This is a genomic window from Aeromonas sp. sif2416, from assembly GCF_019218665.1.
In the GTDB taxonomy this organism is placed as follows: Bacteria; Pseudomonadota; Gammaproteobacteria; order Enterobacterales; family Aeromonadaceae; genus Aeromonas; species Aeromonas encheleia.
The window spans coordinates 196,463-214,895 of record NZ_JAHUXC010000002.1; the positions used below are offsets into that span (position 1 = coordinate 196,463).

The 18,433-nt window shown below is 59.7% G+C and carries 18 protein-coding genes and 2 tRNA genes; 15 read left to right on the forward strand and 5 right to left on the reverse strand.

Features of this window, described 5'->3' with window-relative positions:
• Positions 1–2: 2 nt before the first annotated feature.
• The 3 genes from dxs to xseB are packed head-to-tail and all read right to left on the reverse strand — an operon-like array spanning position 3 to position 3,032.
• Positions 3–1,868 (reverse strand): 1-deoxy-D-xylulose-5-phosphate synthase, encoded by a 1,866-nt coding sequence (dxs, locus tag KW821_RS04240; RefSeq protein ID WP_218290549.1) that lies wholly within the window; start codon positions 1,866–1,868, stop codon positions 3–5.
• Positions 1,869–1,889: 21 nt separating this feature from the next.
• Positions 1,890–2,780, reverse strand: coding sequence for a (2E,6E)-farnesyl diphosphate synthase (gene ispA / locus KW821_RS04245; protein ID WP_218290550.1), 891 nt, complete (start codon positions 2,778–2,780; stop codon positions 1,890–1,892).
• Positions 2,781–3,032, reverse strand: a complete 252-nt coding sequence (gene xseB / locus KW821_RS04250) for an exodeoxyribonuclease VII small subunit (protein WP_042652799.1) — start codon at positions 3,030–3,032, stop codon at positions 2,781–2,783.
• A gap of 234 nt (positions 3,033–3,266) precedes the next feature.
• Here xseB and pomA point away from each other — a divergent pair, with 234 nt between their 5' ends.
• The 3 genes from pomA to greA all read left to right on the forward strand — a co-directional run bounded on the left by pomA (position 3,267) and on the right by greA (position 5,549).
• The gene (pomA, locus tag KW821_RS04255) at positions 3,267–4,025 is read left to right on the forward strand and encodes a flagellar motor protein PomA (protein WP_042652798.1); all 759 of its coding nucleotides are present in this window, start codon (positions 3,267–3,269) and stop codon (positions 4,023–4,025) included.
• Between the two features lie 8 nt (positions 4,026–4,033).
• Positions 4,034–4,927 carry a flagellar motor protein MotB gene (locus KW821_RS04260; protein ID WP_218290551.1) on the forward strand — a complete coding sequence of 298 codons (894 nt, stop codon included), beginning with the start codon at positions 4,034–4,036 and terminating at the stop codon, positions 4,925–4,927.
• 145 nt (positions 4,928–5,072) lie between these two features.
• A complete protein-coding gene (gene greA, locus KW821_RS04265) occupies positions 5,073–5,549 on the forward strand; it encodes a transcription elongation factor GreA (RefSeq protein ID WP_042652796.1) in 477 nt (158 codons plus the stop codon).
• Positions 5,550–5,597: 48 nt separating this feature from the next.
• On the opposite strand, the gene KW821_RS04270 is transcribed toward greA, so the two are convergent.
• Positions 5,598–6,191 (reverse strand): PilZ domain-containing protein, encoded by a 594-nt coding sequence (locus KW821_RS04270; protein ID WP_218290552.1) that lies wholly within the window; start codon positions 6,189–6,191, stop codon positions 5,598–5,600.
• Between the two features lie 105 nt (positions 6,192–6,296).
• Positions 6,297–6,593 carry a ribosome assembly RNA-binding protein YhbY gene (gene yhbY, locus KW821_RS04275; protein ID WP_042652794.1) on the reverse strand — a complete coding sequence of 99 codons (297 nt, stop codon included), beginning with the start codon at positions 6,591–6,593 and terminating at the stop codon, positions 6,297–6,299.
• A 97-nt stretch (positions 6,594–6,690) separates the two neighbouring features.
• Here yhbY and rlmE point away from each other — a divergent pair, with 97 nt between their 5' ends.
• The 12 genes from rlmE (at position 6,691) to rbfA (ending at position 18,432) form a co-directional block, all read left to right on the forward strand.
• The gene (gene rlmE / locus KW821_RS04280; protein WP_042652793.1) at positions 6,691–7,320 is read left to right on the forward strand and encodes a 23S rRNA (uridine(2552)-2'-O)-methyltransferase RlmE; all 630 of its coding nucleotides are present in this window, start codon (positions 6,691–6,693) and stop codon (positions 7,318–7,320) included.
• Between the two features lie 45 nt (positions 7,321–7,365).
• Entirely contained in the window at positions 7,366–9,318 is a 1,953-nt protein-coding gene (gene ftsH / locus KW821_RS04285) for an ATP-dependent zinc metalloprotease FtsH (protein WP_218290553.1), read from the forward strand.
• Between the two features lie 84 nt (positions 9,319–9,402).
• The gene (gene folP, locus KW821_RS04290; RefSeq protein WP_218290554.1) at positions 9,403–10,248 is read left to right on the forward strand and encodes a dihydropteroate synthase; all 846 of its coding nucleotides are present in this window, start codon (positions 9,403–9,405) and stop codon (positions 10,246–10,248) included.
• Between the two features lie 17 nt (positions 10,249–10,265).
• A complete protein-coding gene (gene glmM / locus KW821_RS04295; protein ID WP_042652790.1) occupies positions 10,266–11,600 on the forward strand; it encodes a phosphoglucosamine mutase in 1,335 nt (444 codons plus the stop codon).
• A gap of 130 nt (positions 11,601–11,730) precedes the next feature.
• On the forward strand, positions 11,731–12,495 hold the full coding sequence (tpiA, locus tag KW821_RS04300) for a triose-phosphate isomerase (RefSeq protein WP_218290555.1): 765 nt from the start codon (positions 11,731–11,733) through the stop codon (positions 12,493–12,495).
• The gene (secG, locus tag KW821_RS04305) at positions 12,496–12,822 is read left to right on the forward strand and encodes a preprotein translocase subunit SecG (protein WP_025326063.1); all 327 of its coding nucleotides are present in this window, start codon (positions 12,496–12,498) and stop codon (positions 12,820–12,822) included. It begins immediately after the preceding gene.
• A gap of 9 nt (positions 12,823–12,831) precedes the next feature.
• A tRNA-Leu gene (locus KW821_RS04310) sits at positions 12,832–12,916 on the forward strand.
• Between the two features lie 92 nt (positions 12,917–13,008).
• A tRNA-Met gene (locus tag KW821_RS04315) sits at positions 13,009–13,085 on the forward strand.
• Between the two features lie 166 nt (positions 13,086–13,251).
• Positions 13,252–13,710: a ribosome maturation factor RimP gene (gene rimP / locus KW821_RS04320; RefSeq protein ID WP_042652788.1), complete on the forward strand. Its 459-nt coding sequence runs from the start codon at positions 13,252–13,254 to the stop codon at positions 13,708–13,710.
• 14 nt (positions 13,711–13,724) lie between these two features.
• Positions 13,725–15,227 carry a transcription termination factor NusA gene (nusA, locus tag KW821_RS04325; protein WP_042652787.1) on the forward strand — a complete coding sequence of 501 codons (1,503 nt, stop codon included), beginning with the start codon at positions 13,725–13,727 and terminating at the stop codon, positions 15,225–15,227.
• Between the two features lie 20 nt (positions 15,228–15,247).
• Positions 15,248–17,944 carry a translation initiation factor IF-2 gene (gene infB, locus KW821_RS04330; RefSeq protein ID WP_042652786.1) on the forward strand — a complete coding sequence of 899 codons (2,697 nt, stop codon included), beginning with the start codon at positions 15,248–15,250 and terminating at the stop codon, positions 17,942–17,944.
• 56 nt (positions 17,945–18,000) lie between these two features.
• Positions 18,001–18,432 (forward strand): 30S ribosome-binding factor RbfA, encoded by a 432-nt coding sequence (rbfA, locus tag KW821_RS04335; RefSeq protein ID WP_033131613.1) that lies wholly within the window; start codon positions 18,001–18,003, stop codon positions 18,430–18,432.
• Position 18,433 lies beyond the last annotated feature (1 nt).

Genomic DNA, 18,433 nt, shown 5'->3' on the forward strand with positions numbered 1-18,433 from the left:
CGTCAGGCCTGCTGCCAGGCCTGGATGCTGGCCAGGATGCCCGCGTCGTCGAGTCCCAGCAGCGCGTAGATCTCCTCCTGGGTGCCCTGCTCGATAAAGCGGTCGGGCAGGCCCAGGTTGAGCACCGGCTTGCACTGCTTGGTGCGCATCAGCAGCTCGTTCACCGCCGAGCCGGCACCGCCCATGATGGCGTTGTCTTCCAGGGTGACAAACTGGGCGTGGGTGGCGGCCAGGGAGAGCACCAGTGCCTCGTCCATGGGTTTGACGAAGCGCATGTCCACCAGGGTGGCGTCCAGCGTCTCGGCGGCGGCCTTGGCCTGATGCAGCAGGGTGCCAAACGCCAGTATGGCGGTGCCCTTGCCTTCACGAAGGATGCGGCCCTTACCCAGCTCCAGCGCTGTCATCTCGCTCATGATCTCGGTGCCAGCGCCGCTGCCACGGGGATAACGCACCGCCGCGGGTTGGTTGCACTGGTAGCCGGTGTAGAGCATCTGGCGACACTCGTTCTCGTCGGAGGGGGTCATCACCACCATGTTTGGCACGGTGCGCAGGAAGCTGATGTCGAATGCGCCCTGGTGGGTGGGGCCGTCGGCCCCCACCAGACCGGCGCGGTCGATGGCAAACAGCACCGGCAGCCCTTGCAGCGCCACGTCGTGGATCAGCTGGTCATAGGCTCGTTGCAGGAAGCTGGAGTAGATGGCCACCACCGGCTTCTGGCCGGCGATGGCGAGGCCGGCGGCGAAGGTGACCGCATGCTGCTCGGCGATGGCCACGTCGAAGTAGCGATCCGGGTACTGCTGGCTGAACTTGACCAGCCCAGAGCCCTCGCGCATGGCGGGGGTGATGCCGATCAGCTTCTCGTCTCTGGCGGCCATGTCGCACAGCCACTGACCGAAGATGGCGGAGAAGGTCGGCTTGCCGCCGCCGCTCTTGGGCAGGGCGCAGTCGTCCGGGTTGAACTTGGGCACGGCGTGATAACCGATGGGATCCTTCTCGGCCGGCTCGTAACCCTTGCCCTTCTTGGTCTTGACGTGCAGCAGCTGCGGCCCCTTGAGGTTGCGCATGTTGCGCAGGGTCTCGACCAGGGCGTTGATGTCATGGCCGTCGATGGGGCCTATGTAGTTGAAGCCGAACTCCTCGAACAGGGTGCCAGGCACCACCATGCCCTTGAGGTGCTCCTCGGCCCGCTTGGCCAGCTCCTTGACCGGAGGCAGGCCCGCCAGCACCTTCTTGCCGCCTTCGCGGATGGTGGTGTAGAGCTTGCCGGACATCAGCCGGGCCAGATGGTTGTTGAGCGCCCCCACGTTCTCGGAGATGGACATCTCGTTGTCGTTGAGCACCACCAGCATGTCCTTGTGAACGTCACCGGCGTGATTGAGCGCCTCGAACGCCATGCCGGCGGTGATGGCGCCATCGCCGATCACCGCCACCACCTTGCGACCCAGCCCTTCGCGTTCGGCGGCGACCGCCATGCCGAGCGCCGCCCCTATGGAGGTGCTGGAGTGGCCGACGGACAGCACGTCATACTCGCTCTCGTCGCGCCAGGGGAAGGGGTGCAGGCCGTCTTTCTGGCGAATGGTGTGAATGCGTTCGCGCCGGCCGGTCAGGATCTTGTGGGGATAGGCCTGGTGGCCCACGTCCCACACCAGCCGATCGAACGGGGTGTTGTAGACGTAGTGCAGCGCCACCGTCAGCTCGACGGTGCCGAGACCGGAGGCGAAGTGGCCGCTGGAGCGGCTCACCGAGCGCAGCAGGTACTCGCGCAGCTCGTTGCACAGCACGGGCAGCCGCTCGAAGGGCAGGGATCGCAACTCGACCGGCGTATCCGCGAGGGCCAGGTTGGGGAAATTGCTTATATCAACGCTCATATTGTTACTGTTATCCAGCGTTTAGTGGGTTCGCTCGATGATGTAATCGGCAAACGCTTCCAGAATGTCGGTATTGTAGGGCAAGGATTGCAGTGCTGTTAAGGCCTTGTCATGCAGTTCGCGAGCCAGCTCACGGGCATTGTCGAGCCCGAGCAGAGCCGGATAGGTGCTCTTCTCCTGCGCCAGATCCGAGCCTTGCGGCTTGCCCAGGGTCGCGGTGTCACCGGTGATGTCGAGGATGTCATCCTGCACCTGGAAGGCGAGCCCGATGGCGGCGGCATAGGCTTGCAGCGCGGCCAGGGTGGCGGGGGCCACATCGGCCTTGCACAGGGCACCCAGGGTGACGGCGCACTCGATGAGCGCCCCCGTCTTGTGGCGGTGCACCTGCTCCAGCTCGGCGAGGCTGATCTGGCGGCTCTCGGCCTCCAGATCCAGCGCCTGACCGCCGCACATGCCGAGATAACCGGAGGCGCGTGCCAGGGTACTCAGCATCTTCACCCGGTTGGCCAGAAGCGAGTCGGGCAGGGGATGGTCCGCCAGGATCGAAAACGCCAGGGTCTGCAGGGCATCGCCGGCCAGGATGGCGGTGCCTTCATCAAACGCCTTGTGCACGGTCGGCTGGCCGCGACGCAGATCGTCGTTGTCCATGGCGGGCAGATCGTCGTGCAGCAGGGAGTAGGCGTGAATGCACTCCACCGCGGCGGCCGGCCCGTCGAGCCGCTCACTCGGCACCCCCAGCATCTCGCCGACGGCGTAGACCAGGAAGGGGCGTACCCGTTTGCCGCCGAGCAGCAGACCGTATTTCATGGCGTCCCGCAGGCGAGGCGCCATGGCGGGCAAGGCGTCAAGCTGCGCCGACAGACAGTCGTCGATGCGACGACGGTGCAGGCGGGAGAAGTCGTCCAGCGTCACTCACTGCTCTCCTTGCTCTGGTCGAAAGGGGGTCAGTTGCTCGCTGCCATCGGCCTGCGTCAACAGGATCTGGATCTTCTGCTCGGCCTGCTCCAGCTTCTGCTGACCGGCCCGGACCAGATGGATGCCCTGTTCGAACTGCTTGAGCGCCTCCTCGAGGGGGAGTGACCCCTGTTCAAGTTGATGCACTATGGCTTCCAGCTCTTCCAGGGTGGCATCAAAACTCAGACGGTCGATTTTTTTACTGGCCATGTCCATCCTCGGGGATTGAAAAAAACGGCTCATCTTAACATCGACCGGGCAGCGGGGGGAGGCAGAAAAGCGCGCCGCGCTCAAACTATCGCGACCGCGGCCGATAAGAGCGGGCCGGCAACCATGTATGGCTTGCAGGCCGTTGAGCTGTGTCAGGCTTGCCGCCCGAGGCGCAATAGCAGAAAATTCAACAAAGTATAAATAAATGGCAAGTTCGGCGACAGGAGTAGGGATGTGGATTTAGGCAGTCTGATAGGCATAGTGCTGGGGTTCGGGGTCGTGGTGTACGGTATGTCGTTGGGTGGCCCCATGACCATGTACGTGGATATGCCCTCGGTCTATATCACCATACTGGGTTCCCTGTTCATCGCCATGATGAAGTTCAACCTCAGCCAGTTCTTGATGGCGTTCAAGGTGGCGGGCAAGGCCTTCATGTACAAGGGCGACAAGCTGGATGATCTGATCACCAAGGCGGTCGAGCTGGCCGACTCGGCGCGCAAGGGGGGCTTCCTGGCCCTGGAGGCGGCGGAGATCCCCAACACCTTCATGAAGAAGGGCATCGACATGCTGGTGGACGGCCATGACGCCGACGTGGTGCGGGCCGTGATGGAGAAGGACATCGAGCTGACCTCGGAGCGTCACGTCATCGCCATCAAGGTGTTTCGCGCCCTCGGCGACCTCGGCCCCGCCATGGGCATGATAGGGACGCTGGTGGGACTGGTGGCCATGCTGGCCAACATGAGCGACCCCAAATCCATCGGCCCGGCCATGGCGGTGGCCCTGCTGACTACCCTGTATGGCGCCATCGAGGCCAACATGATCGCCATCCCCATCGCCGACAAGCTGGAGCTGCGCAGCGGCGAGGAGCGCCTGAGCCGGACCCTGATCCTTGACGCCATCATGGGCATCCAGGATGGCCAGAATCCCAGGGTGATCCAGGCGATGCTGCAGAACTATCTGCATCAGTCCAAACGCAACAACGGGCTCGAGTAGGAGGCCGCATGTCAAAGTGCAAGTGTCCGCCACCCGGCTTGCCCGGTTACATGGGTACCTTCGCCGATCTGATGTCGCTGCTGATGTGCTTCTTCGTGCTGCTGCTCTCCTTCGCCGAGATGGACGTGCAGAAGTTCAAGCAGATCGCCGGCTCCATGGAGAAGGCCTTCGGGGTGCAGAATATCCTGGAGGTCAAAGACATTCCCAAGGGGACCTCGGTCATCGCCCAGGAGTTCAGGCCGGGTCGGCCCGAACCGACTCCCATCGATACCATCATGCAGCAGACCATAGACCTGACCCAGACCGAGCTGGAGTTCCAGCCCGGTGAGGCGGATCAGGCCGGTGGCAAGGACAAGACGGATGGCAACCTGAGCGGCGGCGATACCATGCAACAGGCCCAGAAGGCGCAGGCGCAGTCCAACGAGCTGGCCAAGGTGCTGGCCGAGCAGCTGCAGGCCCAGATCCAGGACGGGGCCATCGAGATAGAGGCGCTCGGTCAGCAGATCATCATCCGCATTCGCGAGAAGGCGGCCTTCCCGGCGGGCTCGGCCTTCCTGCAACCCCAGTTCTGGCCGGTGGTCCGCAAGGTGGCTGCCCTGCTCAAGGATGTGCCGGGGGAGATCACCGTCTCCGGCCACACCGACGATGTCGCCACCGAGGACGAACTGTTCGAGTCTAACTGGGAGCTGTCATCCCAACGGGCGGTGGCGGTGGCCCATCAGATGATCAAGGTGCCCGGCTTCGACGGAGGACGCCTGGTGGTGCAGGGCATGGCGGATTCCCAGCCGCTGGTCCCGAACAACAGCCCGGAGAACCGGCGCATGAACCGGCGAGTGGAGATCGCCATCATGCAGGGAAAACCGACGGTGTCGGCACCGATCGGCGTGTCCGGCCAGAAGTAGCATTAGGCGCAAAGCTCGATCCTGCTCGCAGGGGCTGACATGGATTTTGTGGCGGCTTCATATTAAGATGCCTCATCCGAACCGATAGCTGCGGCTCTCTTTGATTGCCGCAGCTTCTCTTTATAAAGCAACCCAGGTTTCGACTATGAATCATACTCCGATGACTGTTCGCGGCGCCGAAAAGCTGCGTCAAGAGCTCGACTATCTGAAGAGCGAGCTGCGTCCCCAGATTATCGAAGCGATTGCTGATGCCCGTGAACATGGTGATCTGAAAGAAAACGCCGAGTACCATGCCGCTCGTGAGCAGCAGGGTTTTTGTGAAGGCCGCATTCAGGAGATCGAGAGCAAGCTCTCCAATGCCCAGGTGATCGATATCACCAAGATTACCAACAATGGCCGCGTCATCTTCGGTGCGACCGTAACTCTGCTCAAGAGCGAGACGGAAGAGGAAGTGGTGTATCGCATCGTGGGTGACGACGAGGCGGACATCAAACAGAACATGATCTCCGTGAACTCCCCCATCGCCCGTGCCCTGATCGGCAAGGAAGTGGACGATGTCGCCATCGTCAAGACGCCAGGCGGTGATGTGGAGTACGAGATCCTGGAGGTTGTCTACCTCTAAGCTGGAGGGGCGACTGACAGACAGGGGAGCCAGGCTCCCCTGTTGTATTTAGTCCGCCTGGTATTCCTGGACGAAGGCGTCTTGGTGACGCTGGAAGATCCAGTCTCGCAGCTGTTCCCGGTCCGTTTTGTCCAGCTCGAACTGCAGGGCCCAGTCGTGCCGCTGCTTGCGCGAGCGGATGCGCCTGATCAGGGTGCCGCTCAGTGGCAGAGGGGGCAACCCTTCGATCTGCAGGCTGCCGTTGAGGGCATCCCCCTTGGTCAGCGCCGCTGGCAGCCCTTCGACGATCAGGCCGCCGACCGACAGGCTGTGGACCGAATAGTCGCCATCGGCCGTCTGTAGGCTGGCCTTCTCATCGAGGCGCCAGGCGCGCAGGTGAGGGTAGCCCAACTCGGTGATGCTCGGGGCGGCGATGCGCAGCTCGGTGTGACCCTCCTCGTCTTCGGTGCAGTGCAGCGGAAAGCGCAGCTGATGGCCGGCGATCCGGGCCTCGAGGACCAGGGGATCGGCCCGTTGCAGCAGGCGGAGCAGGGGGAGGTTCAGATAACCGCGCAGGAACTGGCCGGCGGCCTTGTCCTCGGTGTCTCCCAAGTCCTGCAGCATGGCCAGCTCTTCTTCGGTGAGGATCTGATGCTTGTCCATAGTGGATGTCCGCAAGTATTCATCGCAGGTTAAGGGCCTGACGACTATTTTGGCAAGCGACTTGGGAAGAAGGGAAATGAAGGAAAGAGCGAATGCTCTTTCCTGTTACTTGCGCGGTAATTGGATCTTGGGTTCAGTCGCCTGACGATAGATGGTCAGCACATGGCCCATGCTCTGTACCTTGATGGAGCCGGTCTCACGGACGATGGCTTCCATCACCAGCTGTTTCATCTCACGATCTTCAGACGACACCTTAACCTTGATCAGCTCGTGGTGGTTCAGCGCCAGATCGATCTCGGCCAGCACGCCTTCAGTCAGGCCGTGTTGTCCCAAGAGGACGACCGGCTTCAGGCTGTGGGCAAGGCCCTTGAGGTACTGTTTCTGTTTATTGTTGAGAATCATGGCAATTTCTTCATAAGTCAGGGTTGAAAGGGGCGTATTCTACCCCCACTTAGCCCTTAATACTAATAACCCTTGTGGTTTTTTAAAGTCGACAATCATGACCCAGAAAAAACATTCCCCCAGTTCAACCCGCTGGTTAAAAGAACATTTTGACGATCATTACGTCAAAAAAGCCCAGAAGTTGGGACTGCGTTCCCGCGCCGTGTTCAAGATCGATGAGATCCAGGGCAAGGACAAATTGCTCAAACCGGGCATGACGGTGGTGGATCTGGGGGCGGCCCCCGGTGGCTGGTCCCAGTTCGCCATCAATCAGGTGGGTGACAACGGGCGGGTGATCGCATGCGATATTCTGCCGATGGATTCCATCGCCGGTGTCGATTTCCTGCAGGGGGACTTTCGGGAGGAAACTGTGCTCGGCGCCTTGCTGGCACGGGTGGGCCCGGACAAGGTTGATGTCGTCATGTCTGACATGGCGCCCAACATGAGCGGTACCCCGCAGGTGGACCAGGCACGCTCCATGTATCTGATCGAGCTGGCGCTGGACATGTGCAATCAGGTCCTGCGTACCAACGGCAGTTTCGTGGTCAAGGTGTTCCAGGGAGAGGGTTTTGATGCCTATCTCAATGAAATTCGTAAACTTTTTTCTGCCGTCAAGATACGTAAACCAGACTCCTCCCGTGCCCGTTCACGAGAAGTCTACATTGTGGCTACCGGTTTTAAACTGTAGTACCCTAACCCTCATCGTTAACTGTCAGTCTGCGAGGTCATTGATTTGAGTGACATGGCGAAAAACCTAATCCTGTGGCTGGTCATCGCCGTCGTGTTGATGTCGGTGTTCAATAGCTTCAGCCCCAGCGATACTACCAGTCGCCAGCTGGACTATTCCAGCTTCGTTAAAGAAGTGACCCAAGAGCAGATCCGTGAAGTGCGGATGGATGGCAAGGTCATTAATGGCGTCAAGCGCACCGGTGAGCGTTTCACCACCATCATCCCGGCGCCGGATCCCCAGCTGCTCAACGACATGCTCAATCACAATGTGAAGGTCATGGGTGAGAAGCCGGAAGAGCCGTCTCTGATCACGTCCATCTTCATCTCCTGGTTCCCGATGCTGTTGCTGATCGGTGTCTGGGTCTTCTTCATGCGTCAGATGCAAGGCGGCGGTGGCAAGGGTGCCATGTCGTTCGGCAAGAGCAAGGCTCGCCTGATGAGTGAAGATCAGATCAAGACCACCTTCGTCGACGTCGCAGGCTGTGACGAGGCCAAGGAAGAGGTCAAAGAGCTGGTCGACTACCTGCGTGATCCGACCAAGTTCCAGAAGCTGGGCGGCAAGATCCCCACCGGCGTGCTGCTGGTTGGCCCGCCCGGTACTGGTAAGACCCTGCTGGCCAAGGCCATCGCGGGTGAGGCCAAGGTGCCTTTCTTCACCATCTCGGGTTCTGATTTCGTCGAGATGTTCGTGGGTGTCGGTGCCTCCCGGGTACGCGACATGTTCGAGCAGGCCAAGAAGTCGTCTCCCTGCATCATCTTCATCGATGAAATCGATGCGGTCGGTCGTCAGCGTGGCGCCGGTCTCGGTGGTGGTCACGACGAGCGTGAGCAGACCCTGAACCAGATGCTGGTCGAGATGGATGGTTTCGAAGGCAACGAAGGCGTCATCGTCATCGCCGCCACCAACCGTCCCGACGTGCTGGATCCTGCGCTGCTGCGTCCGGGTCGTTTCGACCGTCAGGTCGTGGTCGGCCTGCCGGATGTCCGTGGTCGCGAGCAGATCCTGAAGGTGCATATGCGCAAGGTGCCGTTGGCGGATGACGTCAATGCCGCTGTGATTGCACGTGGTACCCCGGGCTTCTCCGGCGCCGATCTCGCCAACCTGGTCAACGAAGCCGCCCTCTTCTCCGCCCGTGAGAGCCGTCGTGTGGTCTCGATGCTGGAGTTCGAGAAGGCCAAGGACAAGATCATGATGGGTGCGGAACGTCGCTCCATGGTGATGAGAGACTCCGAGAAGGAGATGACGGCTTACCATGAGGCGGGTCACGCCATCATCGGTCGTCTGGTGCCAGATCACGACCCCGTCTACAAGGTCTCCATCATCCCGCGTGGTCGTGCGCTGGGGGTGACCATGTACCTGCCCGAGCAGGATCGCTGGAGCCACTCCAAGCAGCATCTGGAGTCCATGATCTCCAGCCTGTACGGCGGTCGTCTGGCGGAAGAGCTGATCTACGGTGCCGAGAAGGTATCGACCGGTGCCTCCAACGACATCGAGCGCGCGACCGACATCGCCCGCAAGATGGTCACTCAGTGGGGCATGTCCGAGCGTCTCGGTCCCATGCTCTATGCGGAAGAAGAGGGCGAAGTGTTCCTCGGCCGCAGCATGGCCAAGGCCAAGCACATGTCTGACGACACCGCCCGGGTCATCGACGCCGAGGTCAAGCAGGTCATCGATCGCAACTACGCCCGCTCCAAGCAGATCCTGCTGGACAACATGGACGTGTTGCACACCATGAAAGATGCGCTGATGAAGTACGAGACCATCGACGCCAAGCAGATCGACGATCTGATGGCCCGTCGCGAGGTGCGTGCTCCCAGCAACTGGCACGACGAGCACGGTGATACCCCGCAAGGCGGCGCCAGCGTGAGCAGCGAGCCTGAGGCCAAGAGCCCGGCCGATGACAGCAGCGCACCGCTGACCGACATCGACAAGGCCAACGACATCCCGGCCAAATAATTTGTCATGATCCAAACCCCGGGCTTGCCCGGGGTTTTTCTTTATGCGGATGCTCGGATTTTCTTTATACAAGTGGAAGCAAAGATGCAACTGAACAGCAAGGGGCGCAGCCTGTCCCTCGATCGCCCCCATGTCATGGGGATCCTCAACGTGACCCCGGACTCCTTCTCCGATGGCGGTCGCTTCAGTCAGGTGGAGCAAGCCCTGGCCCACGCGCGCCAGATGGTGGAGGAGGGCGCCACGCTCATCGACATCGGCGGTGAGTCGACCCGCCCCGGGGCGCCCGATGTGAGCGGGCAGGAAGAGCTGGACCGGGTGATCCCGGTGGTTGAGCGGATGGGACAGGAGCTGGATGTCATGATCTCCCTCGACACCTCGAAAGCTGTCGTGATGCGTGAAGGCTGCGCCGCAGGTGGCCATCTCATCAACGACGTGCGGGCCCTGCTCGAGCCTGGTGCCTTGTCCGCCGCGGCAGAGGCTGACGTGCCCGTCTGCCTGATGCACATGCAGGGGCAGCCGAGGACCATGCAGGCGGAGCCCCATTACGACGATCTGCTGGGGGAGGTGAGGGCCTTCTTCGATGAGCGGATCGCGGCCTGTCTGGCCGCGGGTATAGCGCGCCAGCAGCTGTTGCTGGACCCGGGCTATGGCTTTGGCAAGACGGTGGCGCACAACTATCGGCTGCTGGCCGAGCAGCAGAAGTTGCTCGATTACGGCCTGCCGCTCTTGGTGGGGATGTCGCGAAAGTCTATGATAGGCGCACTGCTCGGTCGCTCGGTTGATGAGCGGCTGGCTGGCAGTCTGGCCTGCGCCCTGATCGGGTTGCAACATGGCGCCAGGATCATCCGGGTGCACGACGTGCGATCCACCATGGATGCGCTGCGCGTCGGCTGGATGACAATGACGGGACAAGATTTCGTATCCAGATAAAATAACGAGAACAGACAATGACCAGAAAGTATTTCGGCACAGACGGTGTGCGCGGCAAGGTGGGTGAATTCCCTATCACCCCGGATTTCGTGATGAAACTGGGTTGGGCTGCGGGCAAGGTGCTCTCCAAGAAGGGCACCAAGAAGGTGCTGATCGGCAAGGATACCCGCATCTCCGGCTACATGCTGGAGTCGGCCCTGGAGGCGGGCCTCTCCGCCGCCGGTCTCAAGGCCATACTGATGGGGCCCATGCCCACTCCGGCGGTCGCCTACCTGACCCGCACCTTCCGGGCCGAGGCCGGCATCGTCATCAGCGCCTCTCACAACCCCTATTACGATAACGGCATCAAGTTCTTCTCCGCCGACGGTACCAAGCTGCCGGACGACGTCGAACTCGCCATTGAAGCCGAGCTGGATCACGAACTCAAGTGCGTCGAGTCGGCCGAGCTCGGCAAGGCGCAGCGCATCGACGATGCCGCCGGTCGCTACATCGAGTTTTGCAAGAGCACCTTCCCCACCCACCTGAGCCTGGAAGGGGTGAAGATGGTGGTGGATTGTGGTCATGGCGCCACCTATCACATCGCCCCCTCGGTGTTCCGCGAGCTGGGCGCCGAGGTGATCGCCATCGGCTGCAGCCCGGATGGCCTCAACATCAACGACGGGGTCGGCTCCACCGCGCCGGAGGCGCTGGCCGCCAAGGTGCTGGAGTGCAAGGCTGATCTCGGTGTCGCCTTCGACGGTGACGGCGATCGCCTGGTGATGGTGGATCACACCGGTTACATCATCGACGGGGACGAGATCCTCTACATCATCGCCCGTGATGCGCTGCGCAATGGTCGCCTCAAGGGCGGGGTGGTCGGTACCCTGATGGCCAACATGGGCCTGGAGCTGGCGCTGCAGACCCTTGGCATCCCGTTTGCGCGGGCCAAGGTGGGCGACCGTTACGTGCTGGAGATGATGAGCGAGAAGGGCTGGCGCATCGGCGGTGAAAACTCCGGCCACATCATCTGCCTGGATCAGACCACCACCGGCGATGGCATAGTCGCCGCCCTGCAGGTGCTGACGGCGGTATGCTCCGCCGAGATGCCGCTGGCCAAGCTGCGATCCGGCATGAGCAAGTTCCCGCAGGTGCTGGTGAACGTGCGCTTTGCCGAAGGCAAGGATCCGCTGACCTCGCCAGCCGTGCTCGCCGAAGTCAGCAAGGTGGAGCAGGAGCTGGCCGGTCGCGGCCGCGTCTTGCTGCGCAAATCCGGCACCGAGCCGCTGATCCGGGTCATGGTGGAAGGGGAGCATGAGCAACAGGTGCTCGACATGGCGAACCGCATTGCCCGACAGGTCGAATCGGCGTTTTAATGAGCAGAAGGGGCGGCTTTTTAGCCGCCCTGGTTGTATCTTGTTCAAACGATTCGAAAATTCAAAAATAGCGCTTGTCAGCTGACATTCCTCTGGATATTATCAGCCCGCTTTCGCAAGGGAGTTGCCGATGGGACATCGCAAGCCGATTGTAGCCGCCAACTGGAAGTTACACGGTAGTAGGTCGCAGTTAGAACAGTTTACTGGCCAGTGCCTGCAAGGCATCGATGAGCAAGTAGATGTGGTTTTGTGTCCATCCCATGTGCATCTCGACTTCACGGCTTCGCTGCTCGACGGGCAGAGGATGATGAAGTTGGGGGCTCAGAATGTGAGCCAGCACCAATCGGGCGCTTACACGGGTGAAGTCTCGTGTCAGATGCTGGTTGAGGCAGGGTGCCGTTACGTACTGGTAGGGCACTCCGAGCGCAGGCGTCTCTTTGGTGAGACCAGCTTTATCGTCGCAGAGAAGTTTGCGGCAGCCAGAGCGGCAGGCTTGATCCCCATCCTCTGTTTGGGGGAGTCAGGTGCGGCAAGGCAGGCGAGAAGAACCTTCGAGGTGATCGCCGAAGAGCTGGATATCGTCATAGAGAAAAATGGCGCGATGGCTTTCGATAATGCTATCATCGCCTACGAGCCGATTTGGGCTGTAGGTACAGGTAAATGCGCCACACCCGAGCAGGCACAAGAGGTTCATTCCTTTATACGCGGTCGCTTGGCGGAGGATACTCCGGTAATAGGTGAGAAAGTCAGGATCATCTATGGTGGGAGCGTGACACCGGCCAATGCACGAGATTTGTTTGCCCAGCCCGACATTGATGGCGGTCTGATTGGCGGTGCGAGTCTCGATGACAAGGCGTTTTTAGGAATTGTTGAAGCGGCAAAGGGTGCAAGTTAAATGTACGAAATTCTTTTAGTCGTTTATCTGTTGGTGTCATTGGCCCTGATTGGTCTGGTGATGATTCAGCAAGGTAAAGGGGCTGACATGGGCGCCTCCTTCGGCGCAGGGGCATCGAATACCGTATTCGGCTCCGGTGGTTCAGGTAGTTTCCTGACCCGAACAACAGCAATTTTGGCCACTCTGTTCTTTTTGATTAGCCTGGTATTGGGTTCCATGTCCAGCAACAAGGTGAAACAGGGTAGCGAATGGGAAAATCTGCAACAGACTCAACAAGTTGAGCAGACCAAAGCGCCAGTCAAGAAAGACACTGACGTTCCCGAGTAAAGAGTTTTTGCCGTGGTGGTGGAATTGGTAGACACGCTATCTTGAGGGGGTAGTGCTCTAGGGTGTGCGGGTTCGAGTCCCGCCCACGGCACCAATTAAGTAGTGAGCTCGGGTAACCGGGTATATTATAGCCAGTCAGTCTTGTATGACGAGAGTGAAGTGGCTATAATCTCGCACGATTTCGGACGCGGGGTGGAGCAGCATGGTAGCTCGTCGGGCTCATAACCCGAAGGTCGTCGGTTCAAATCCGGCCCCCGCAACCAAATTTCACGCATTTCCTACGCTCAGGAAGGCGGTCGCTGCGAGGCGACAATCAGGGTAAAGCGCCAAGCCCCGATTTGACATCGGGGCTTTTTGTTATGTGCGATTTACTCTGAATCGATCTCTATCTGGGCTTTATGCCCTTTTTTTGTTTTTCGGAGGGTGACTTTGGCTACGTTGGAACAACGTTTGACCGATCTGCTCGAGGCTCCGGTCGTTGCCTTGGGTTTTGAACTTTGGGGTGTTGAGTTTATCCGTGCGGGTAAACACTCGACCTTGCGCGTCTTTATCGACTCGGAGCAAGGCGTGACGGTGGAAGACTGTGCCGAGGTGAGCCGCCAGGTTGGCGCCATCATGGACGTTGAAGATCCCATCACCGAGGAGTACTTCCTGGAAGTCTCTTCGCCCGGTCTGGATCGTCCGCTGTTCAAGGTTGCCCAGTTCGAAAAATACGTTGGCCAAGAGGCGGCGGTTTCGCTCCGGATGGCAACAAACAACCGCCGCAAGTTCAAAGGCGTGATCAAAGCTGTGCAGGGCGACATGGTTACTCTGACAGTAGATGGTAAGGACGAGGTGTTGGCTTTCACCAATATCCAAAAAGCGAACATAGTGCCGAACTTTGGTTAACGAGGCTATCGGATATGAATAAAGAGATTTTGCTGGTCGTTGACGCTGTGTCCAACGAGAAGGCTGTTCCCCGCGAGAAGATCTTCCAGGCTCTGGAGACTGCGCTGGCGACTGCGACCAAGAAAAAATACGAAGGCGAGATTGAAGTTCGCGTCGAGATCGATCGCAAGACCGGTGACTACGACACCTATCGCCGCTGGGTAGTGGTGGCCGATCAGGCCTCCATGGAGAACGCTTACGGTGAAATCACCCTGGAAGCGGCCCAGATAGATGACCCCGAAATCCAGGTGGGTGAGTATGTTGAAGACCAGATCGATTCTGTTACCTTCGACCGCATCACCACCCAGACCGCCAAGCAGGTTATCGTGCAGAAAGTGCGCGAAGCCGAGCGCTCCCAAGTCGTTGACCAGTTCAAGGACAAGGAAGGCACCATCATCAGTGGCGTGGTCAAGAAGAGCAACCGTGACAACGTGATCCTGGATCTGGGCAGCAATGCCGAGGCGGTGATCTTCCGTGACGACATGCTGCCGCGCGAGACCTTCCGTCCGGGCGACCGCATCCGTGGCCTGCTCTATGCCGTACGCCCCGAAGCCCGTGGTTCCCAGCTGTTCGTCAGCCGTTCCAGCCCGGACTTCCTGAAAGAGCTGTTCCGCATCGAAGTGCCAGAAATCGGCGAAGAGATGATCGAAATCATGGGCGCCGCCCGTGATCCGGGTTCCCGCGCCAAGATCGCGGTCAAGACCAATGATCGTCGTATCGACCCGATCGGTGCCTGTATCGGCATGCGTGGTGCTCGGGTGCAAGCCGTCTCCGCCGAGCTGAGCGGTGAGCGTGCCGACATCGTGCTGTACGATGACAACCCCGCTCAATACGTGATCAATGCCATGGCGCCGGCCGATGTGGCCTCCATCATCGTCGATGAAGACAACCACACTATGGACATCGCCGTGGAAGCCGCCAACTTGGCCCAGGCCATCGGTCGCAACGGTCAGAACGTGCGTCTGGCTTCCCAGCTGACCGGTTGGGAGCTGAACGTCATGACCGTCGAGGACATGCGTTCCAAGCACCAGGCCGAGAACGATCGCATCCTGACCCTGTTCACCAGCGCCCTCGACATCGACGACGATTTCGCCGGTCTGCTGATGGAAGAAGGTTTCTCCACTCTGGAAGAGATCGCCTTCGTACCCGTCAATGAGCTGCTGGCCATCGACGGTCTGGACGAAGACATGGTGGAAGAGCTGCGCAAGCGTGCCAAGGATGTCCTGACCACCAAGGCCCTGGCCAAAGAAGAATCCTTCGACGGCGTAGAGCCTTCCGAAGACCTGCTCAATCTGGCTGGCCTCGGTCGCGACATGGCATATGCCCTGGCCGCGCGCGGTGTTGGCACCCTGGAAGATTTGGCAGAGCAAGGTATCGACGACCTTGCCGACATTGAAGAGCTGACCGCTGAGAAAGCCGGTGAGCTGATTATGGCTGCTCGCAATATCTGTTGGTTCGGAGAAGAGCAGTCTGAATAAGATCAAACGGAGGAAAATGAATGGCAGAAGTATCAGTCAAACAACTTGCCACTGACATCGACACGCCGGTTGATCGTCTTCTCCAGCAGTTTGTCGATGCCGGTATCAGCAAGAGCAAGGCCGACGACCTCGTCAGCGAGTCTGAAAAACAGACTCTGCTGGCTCACTTGAAAAAACAGCATGGAGGTGACGAGCTCACCGCACCTGCCCGCATGACTTTGCAGCGCAAGACCAAGAGCACCATCAGTGTTCAAGGGACCGGCGGCAAGAATAAAGAAGTGCAGGTTGAAGTGCGCAAGACTCGCACCTATGTAAAACGCTCGGCGCTGGAAGATGAACAGCGTCAGGCGGAAGCCGAGGAAACAGCGCGTTTGGAAGCAGAAGAAAAAGCTCGTCACGAGGCCGAAAACAAGGTCCGTCTCGACGCTGAAGAGAAGGCTCGCCGTGAGGCTGAGCAGGCTCGTCGTGAAGCTGAGGAAAAGGCGCGGATCGAGGCACAATCAAAGGCTCGACAGGCTCCACAGCCCGCCAAAGTAGCCGCTAGCACAGCTCAGCAAGAGGCAGAAAAGATGGCCAAGCGCGAAGCAGAAGAACTGAAGCGCCAACAGGAACAAACCGCTTTGCAAAAAGCAGAAGAACTCGCCGCGAAGAAAGCCGAAGAGGCTCGCGTCATGGCGGAACAGAACGGCCCTCGCTGGGCCGAGGAAGAAGCTGCTCGCGCCAAAGAGAGCAGTGATTACCATCTGACCACCAACAAGCATGCGCAAGCCGCAGAAGACGAGTTGGACCGGAAGGAAGAGACCAGTCGTCGCACTGCTGCTGCAGCAGTCAAGGCCCCGAAAAAGGCCACTCGCCGCGAAGACGACCGTGACTCCCGCAACCCTCGTGCCCGCAAAGGCAAGCGCGGCAAGATGGCCATGCCAAACGCCATGAAGCACGGCTTCAACAAGCCGGCTGCCGTGGTGAACCGTGACGTGGTGATCGGCGAGACCATTACCGTGGCCGAGCTGGCCAACAAGATGGCCGTCAAGGGTGTCGAAGTCATTAAGGCGATGATGAAGATGGGCGCCATGGCCACCATCAACCAGGTGATCGATCAGGAAACTGCTCAGCTGGTCGCCGAGGAGATGGGCCACAAGGTGTTGCTGCGTCGTGAGAACGAGCTGGAAGAGGCGGTACTGTCCGATCGTGACGAGACCTCCGAAGCCAAGCCGCGCGCTCCGGTCGTGACCATCATGGGTCACGTCGACCACGGCAAGACCTCCCTGCTGGATTACATCCGCAAGGCCAAGGTCGCCGCTGGCGAAGCCGGTGGCATCACCCAGCACATCGGTGCCTACCACGTCGAAACCGACAGTGGCATGATCACCTTCCTGGATACCCCGGGTCACGCTGCCTTTACCTCCATGCGTGCTCGTGGTGCCAAGTCGACCGATATCGTGGTACTGGTCGTGGCTGCCGATGACGGCGTCATGCCGCAGACCATCGAAGCCATCCAGCACGCCAAGGCGGCAGAAGTGCCCATCGTGGTTGCGGTCAACAAGATCGACAAGCCTGAAGCGGATCCGGATCGCGTCAAGACCGAGCTGGCCCGTTACAACGTCATGTCCGAAGACTGGGGTGGCGATAGCCAGTTCGTGCACGTCTCCGCCAAGTCTGGCGAAGGCATCGACGATCTGCTGGAAGCCATCCTGATCCAGTCCGAAGTACTGGAGCTGAAAGCGGTTGTCGATGGCATGGCCAGCGGCGTCGTGATCGAGTCCTTCCTGGACAAGGGTCGTGGTCCTGTTGCTACCGTGCTGGTGCAAGAAGGTACCCTGCGCCAGGGCGACATCGTTCTGTGTGGTCTGGAATACGGTCGTATTCGTGCCATGCGTGACGAACTGGGTCGCGAGATCAAGGAAGCGGGCCCGTCCCTGCCGGTCGAGATCCTGGGTCTGTCCGGGGTGCCGTCTGCCGGTGACGAAGCCACCGTCGTACGTGACGAGAAGAAGGCCCGTGAAGTGGCACTCTATCGTCAAGGCAAGTTCCGCGACGTCAAGCTGGCACGCCAGCAGAAGGCCAAGCTGGAAAACATGTTCGCCAACATGACCGAGGGCGAAGTGTCCGAAGTGAACGTGGTGATCAAGGCCGACGTACAGGGCTCCGTACAAGCTATCTGCGATTCGTTGGTCCAGCTCTCTACCGAGGAAGTCAAGGTCAAGATCGTGGGTTCAGGGGTCGGTGGTATCACCGAAACCGACGCCACCTTGGCGGCTGCTTCCAGCGCCATCCTGGTGGGCTTCAACGTCCGTGCCGACGCTTCTGCGCGCAAGGTCATCGAATCCGAGAGTCTGGATCTGCGTTACTACTCCGTCATCTATGATCTGATCGACGAAGTGAAGCAGGCCATGAGCGGCAAGCTGGCCCCTGAGTATCGTCAGGAGATCATCGGTCTGGCTGAAGTGCGTAGCGTCTTCAAGTCACCGAAGTTCGGCGCCGTTGCCGGCTGTATGGTTACCGAAGGTGTAGTCAAGCGTTCCAACCGTATCCGTGTTCTGCGTGAAAACGTGGTCATTTATGAAGGCGAGCTGGAATCCCTGCGTCGCTTCAAGGATGACGTCAACGAAGTCCGCAACGGTTACGAGTGTGGTATCGCGGTCAAGAACTACAACGACGTACGCGAAGGCGACCAGATCGAAGTTTACGAGACTGTTGTCATTCAACGGACTCTGTAAGCCGAGCATTAGACAAAATAGGGGGCTGCGGCCCCCTTTTATCGCAGGATAGAAATATGGCCAGAGAATTCAGCCGGACCAGCAGGGTCGGCCAGCAGATCCAGCGCGAAATCGCACTGATCTTGCAGCGTGAGGTGAAAGACCCGCGCATCGGCATGGTAACCGTCTCGGACGTGGAAGTGTCCAAGGACCTTAACTACGCCAAGATATACGTCACCTTCTTGCAGCTGGATATCGATGCCGAGCGCATCGCGGAAGGGCTCAAGGGCCTGACCGAAGCGGCTGGCTACATCCGCAGCCTGCTCGGCAGCGCCATGCGTCTGCGGGTGGTGCCCGAGCTGCGCTTCTACTACGACCAGACCCTGGTCGAGGGGATGCGCATCTCCAACCTGGTGTCCAACACAGTGCGTGACGACAAGCGTCGCATGGCCGAAGCCGGCCGTGAGGAAGACGAAGCCGCACCGGATGATACAGAGGATAAAGCCTGAG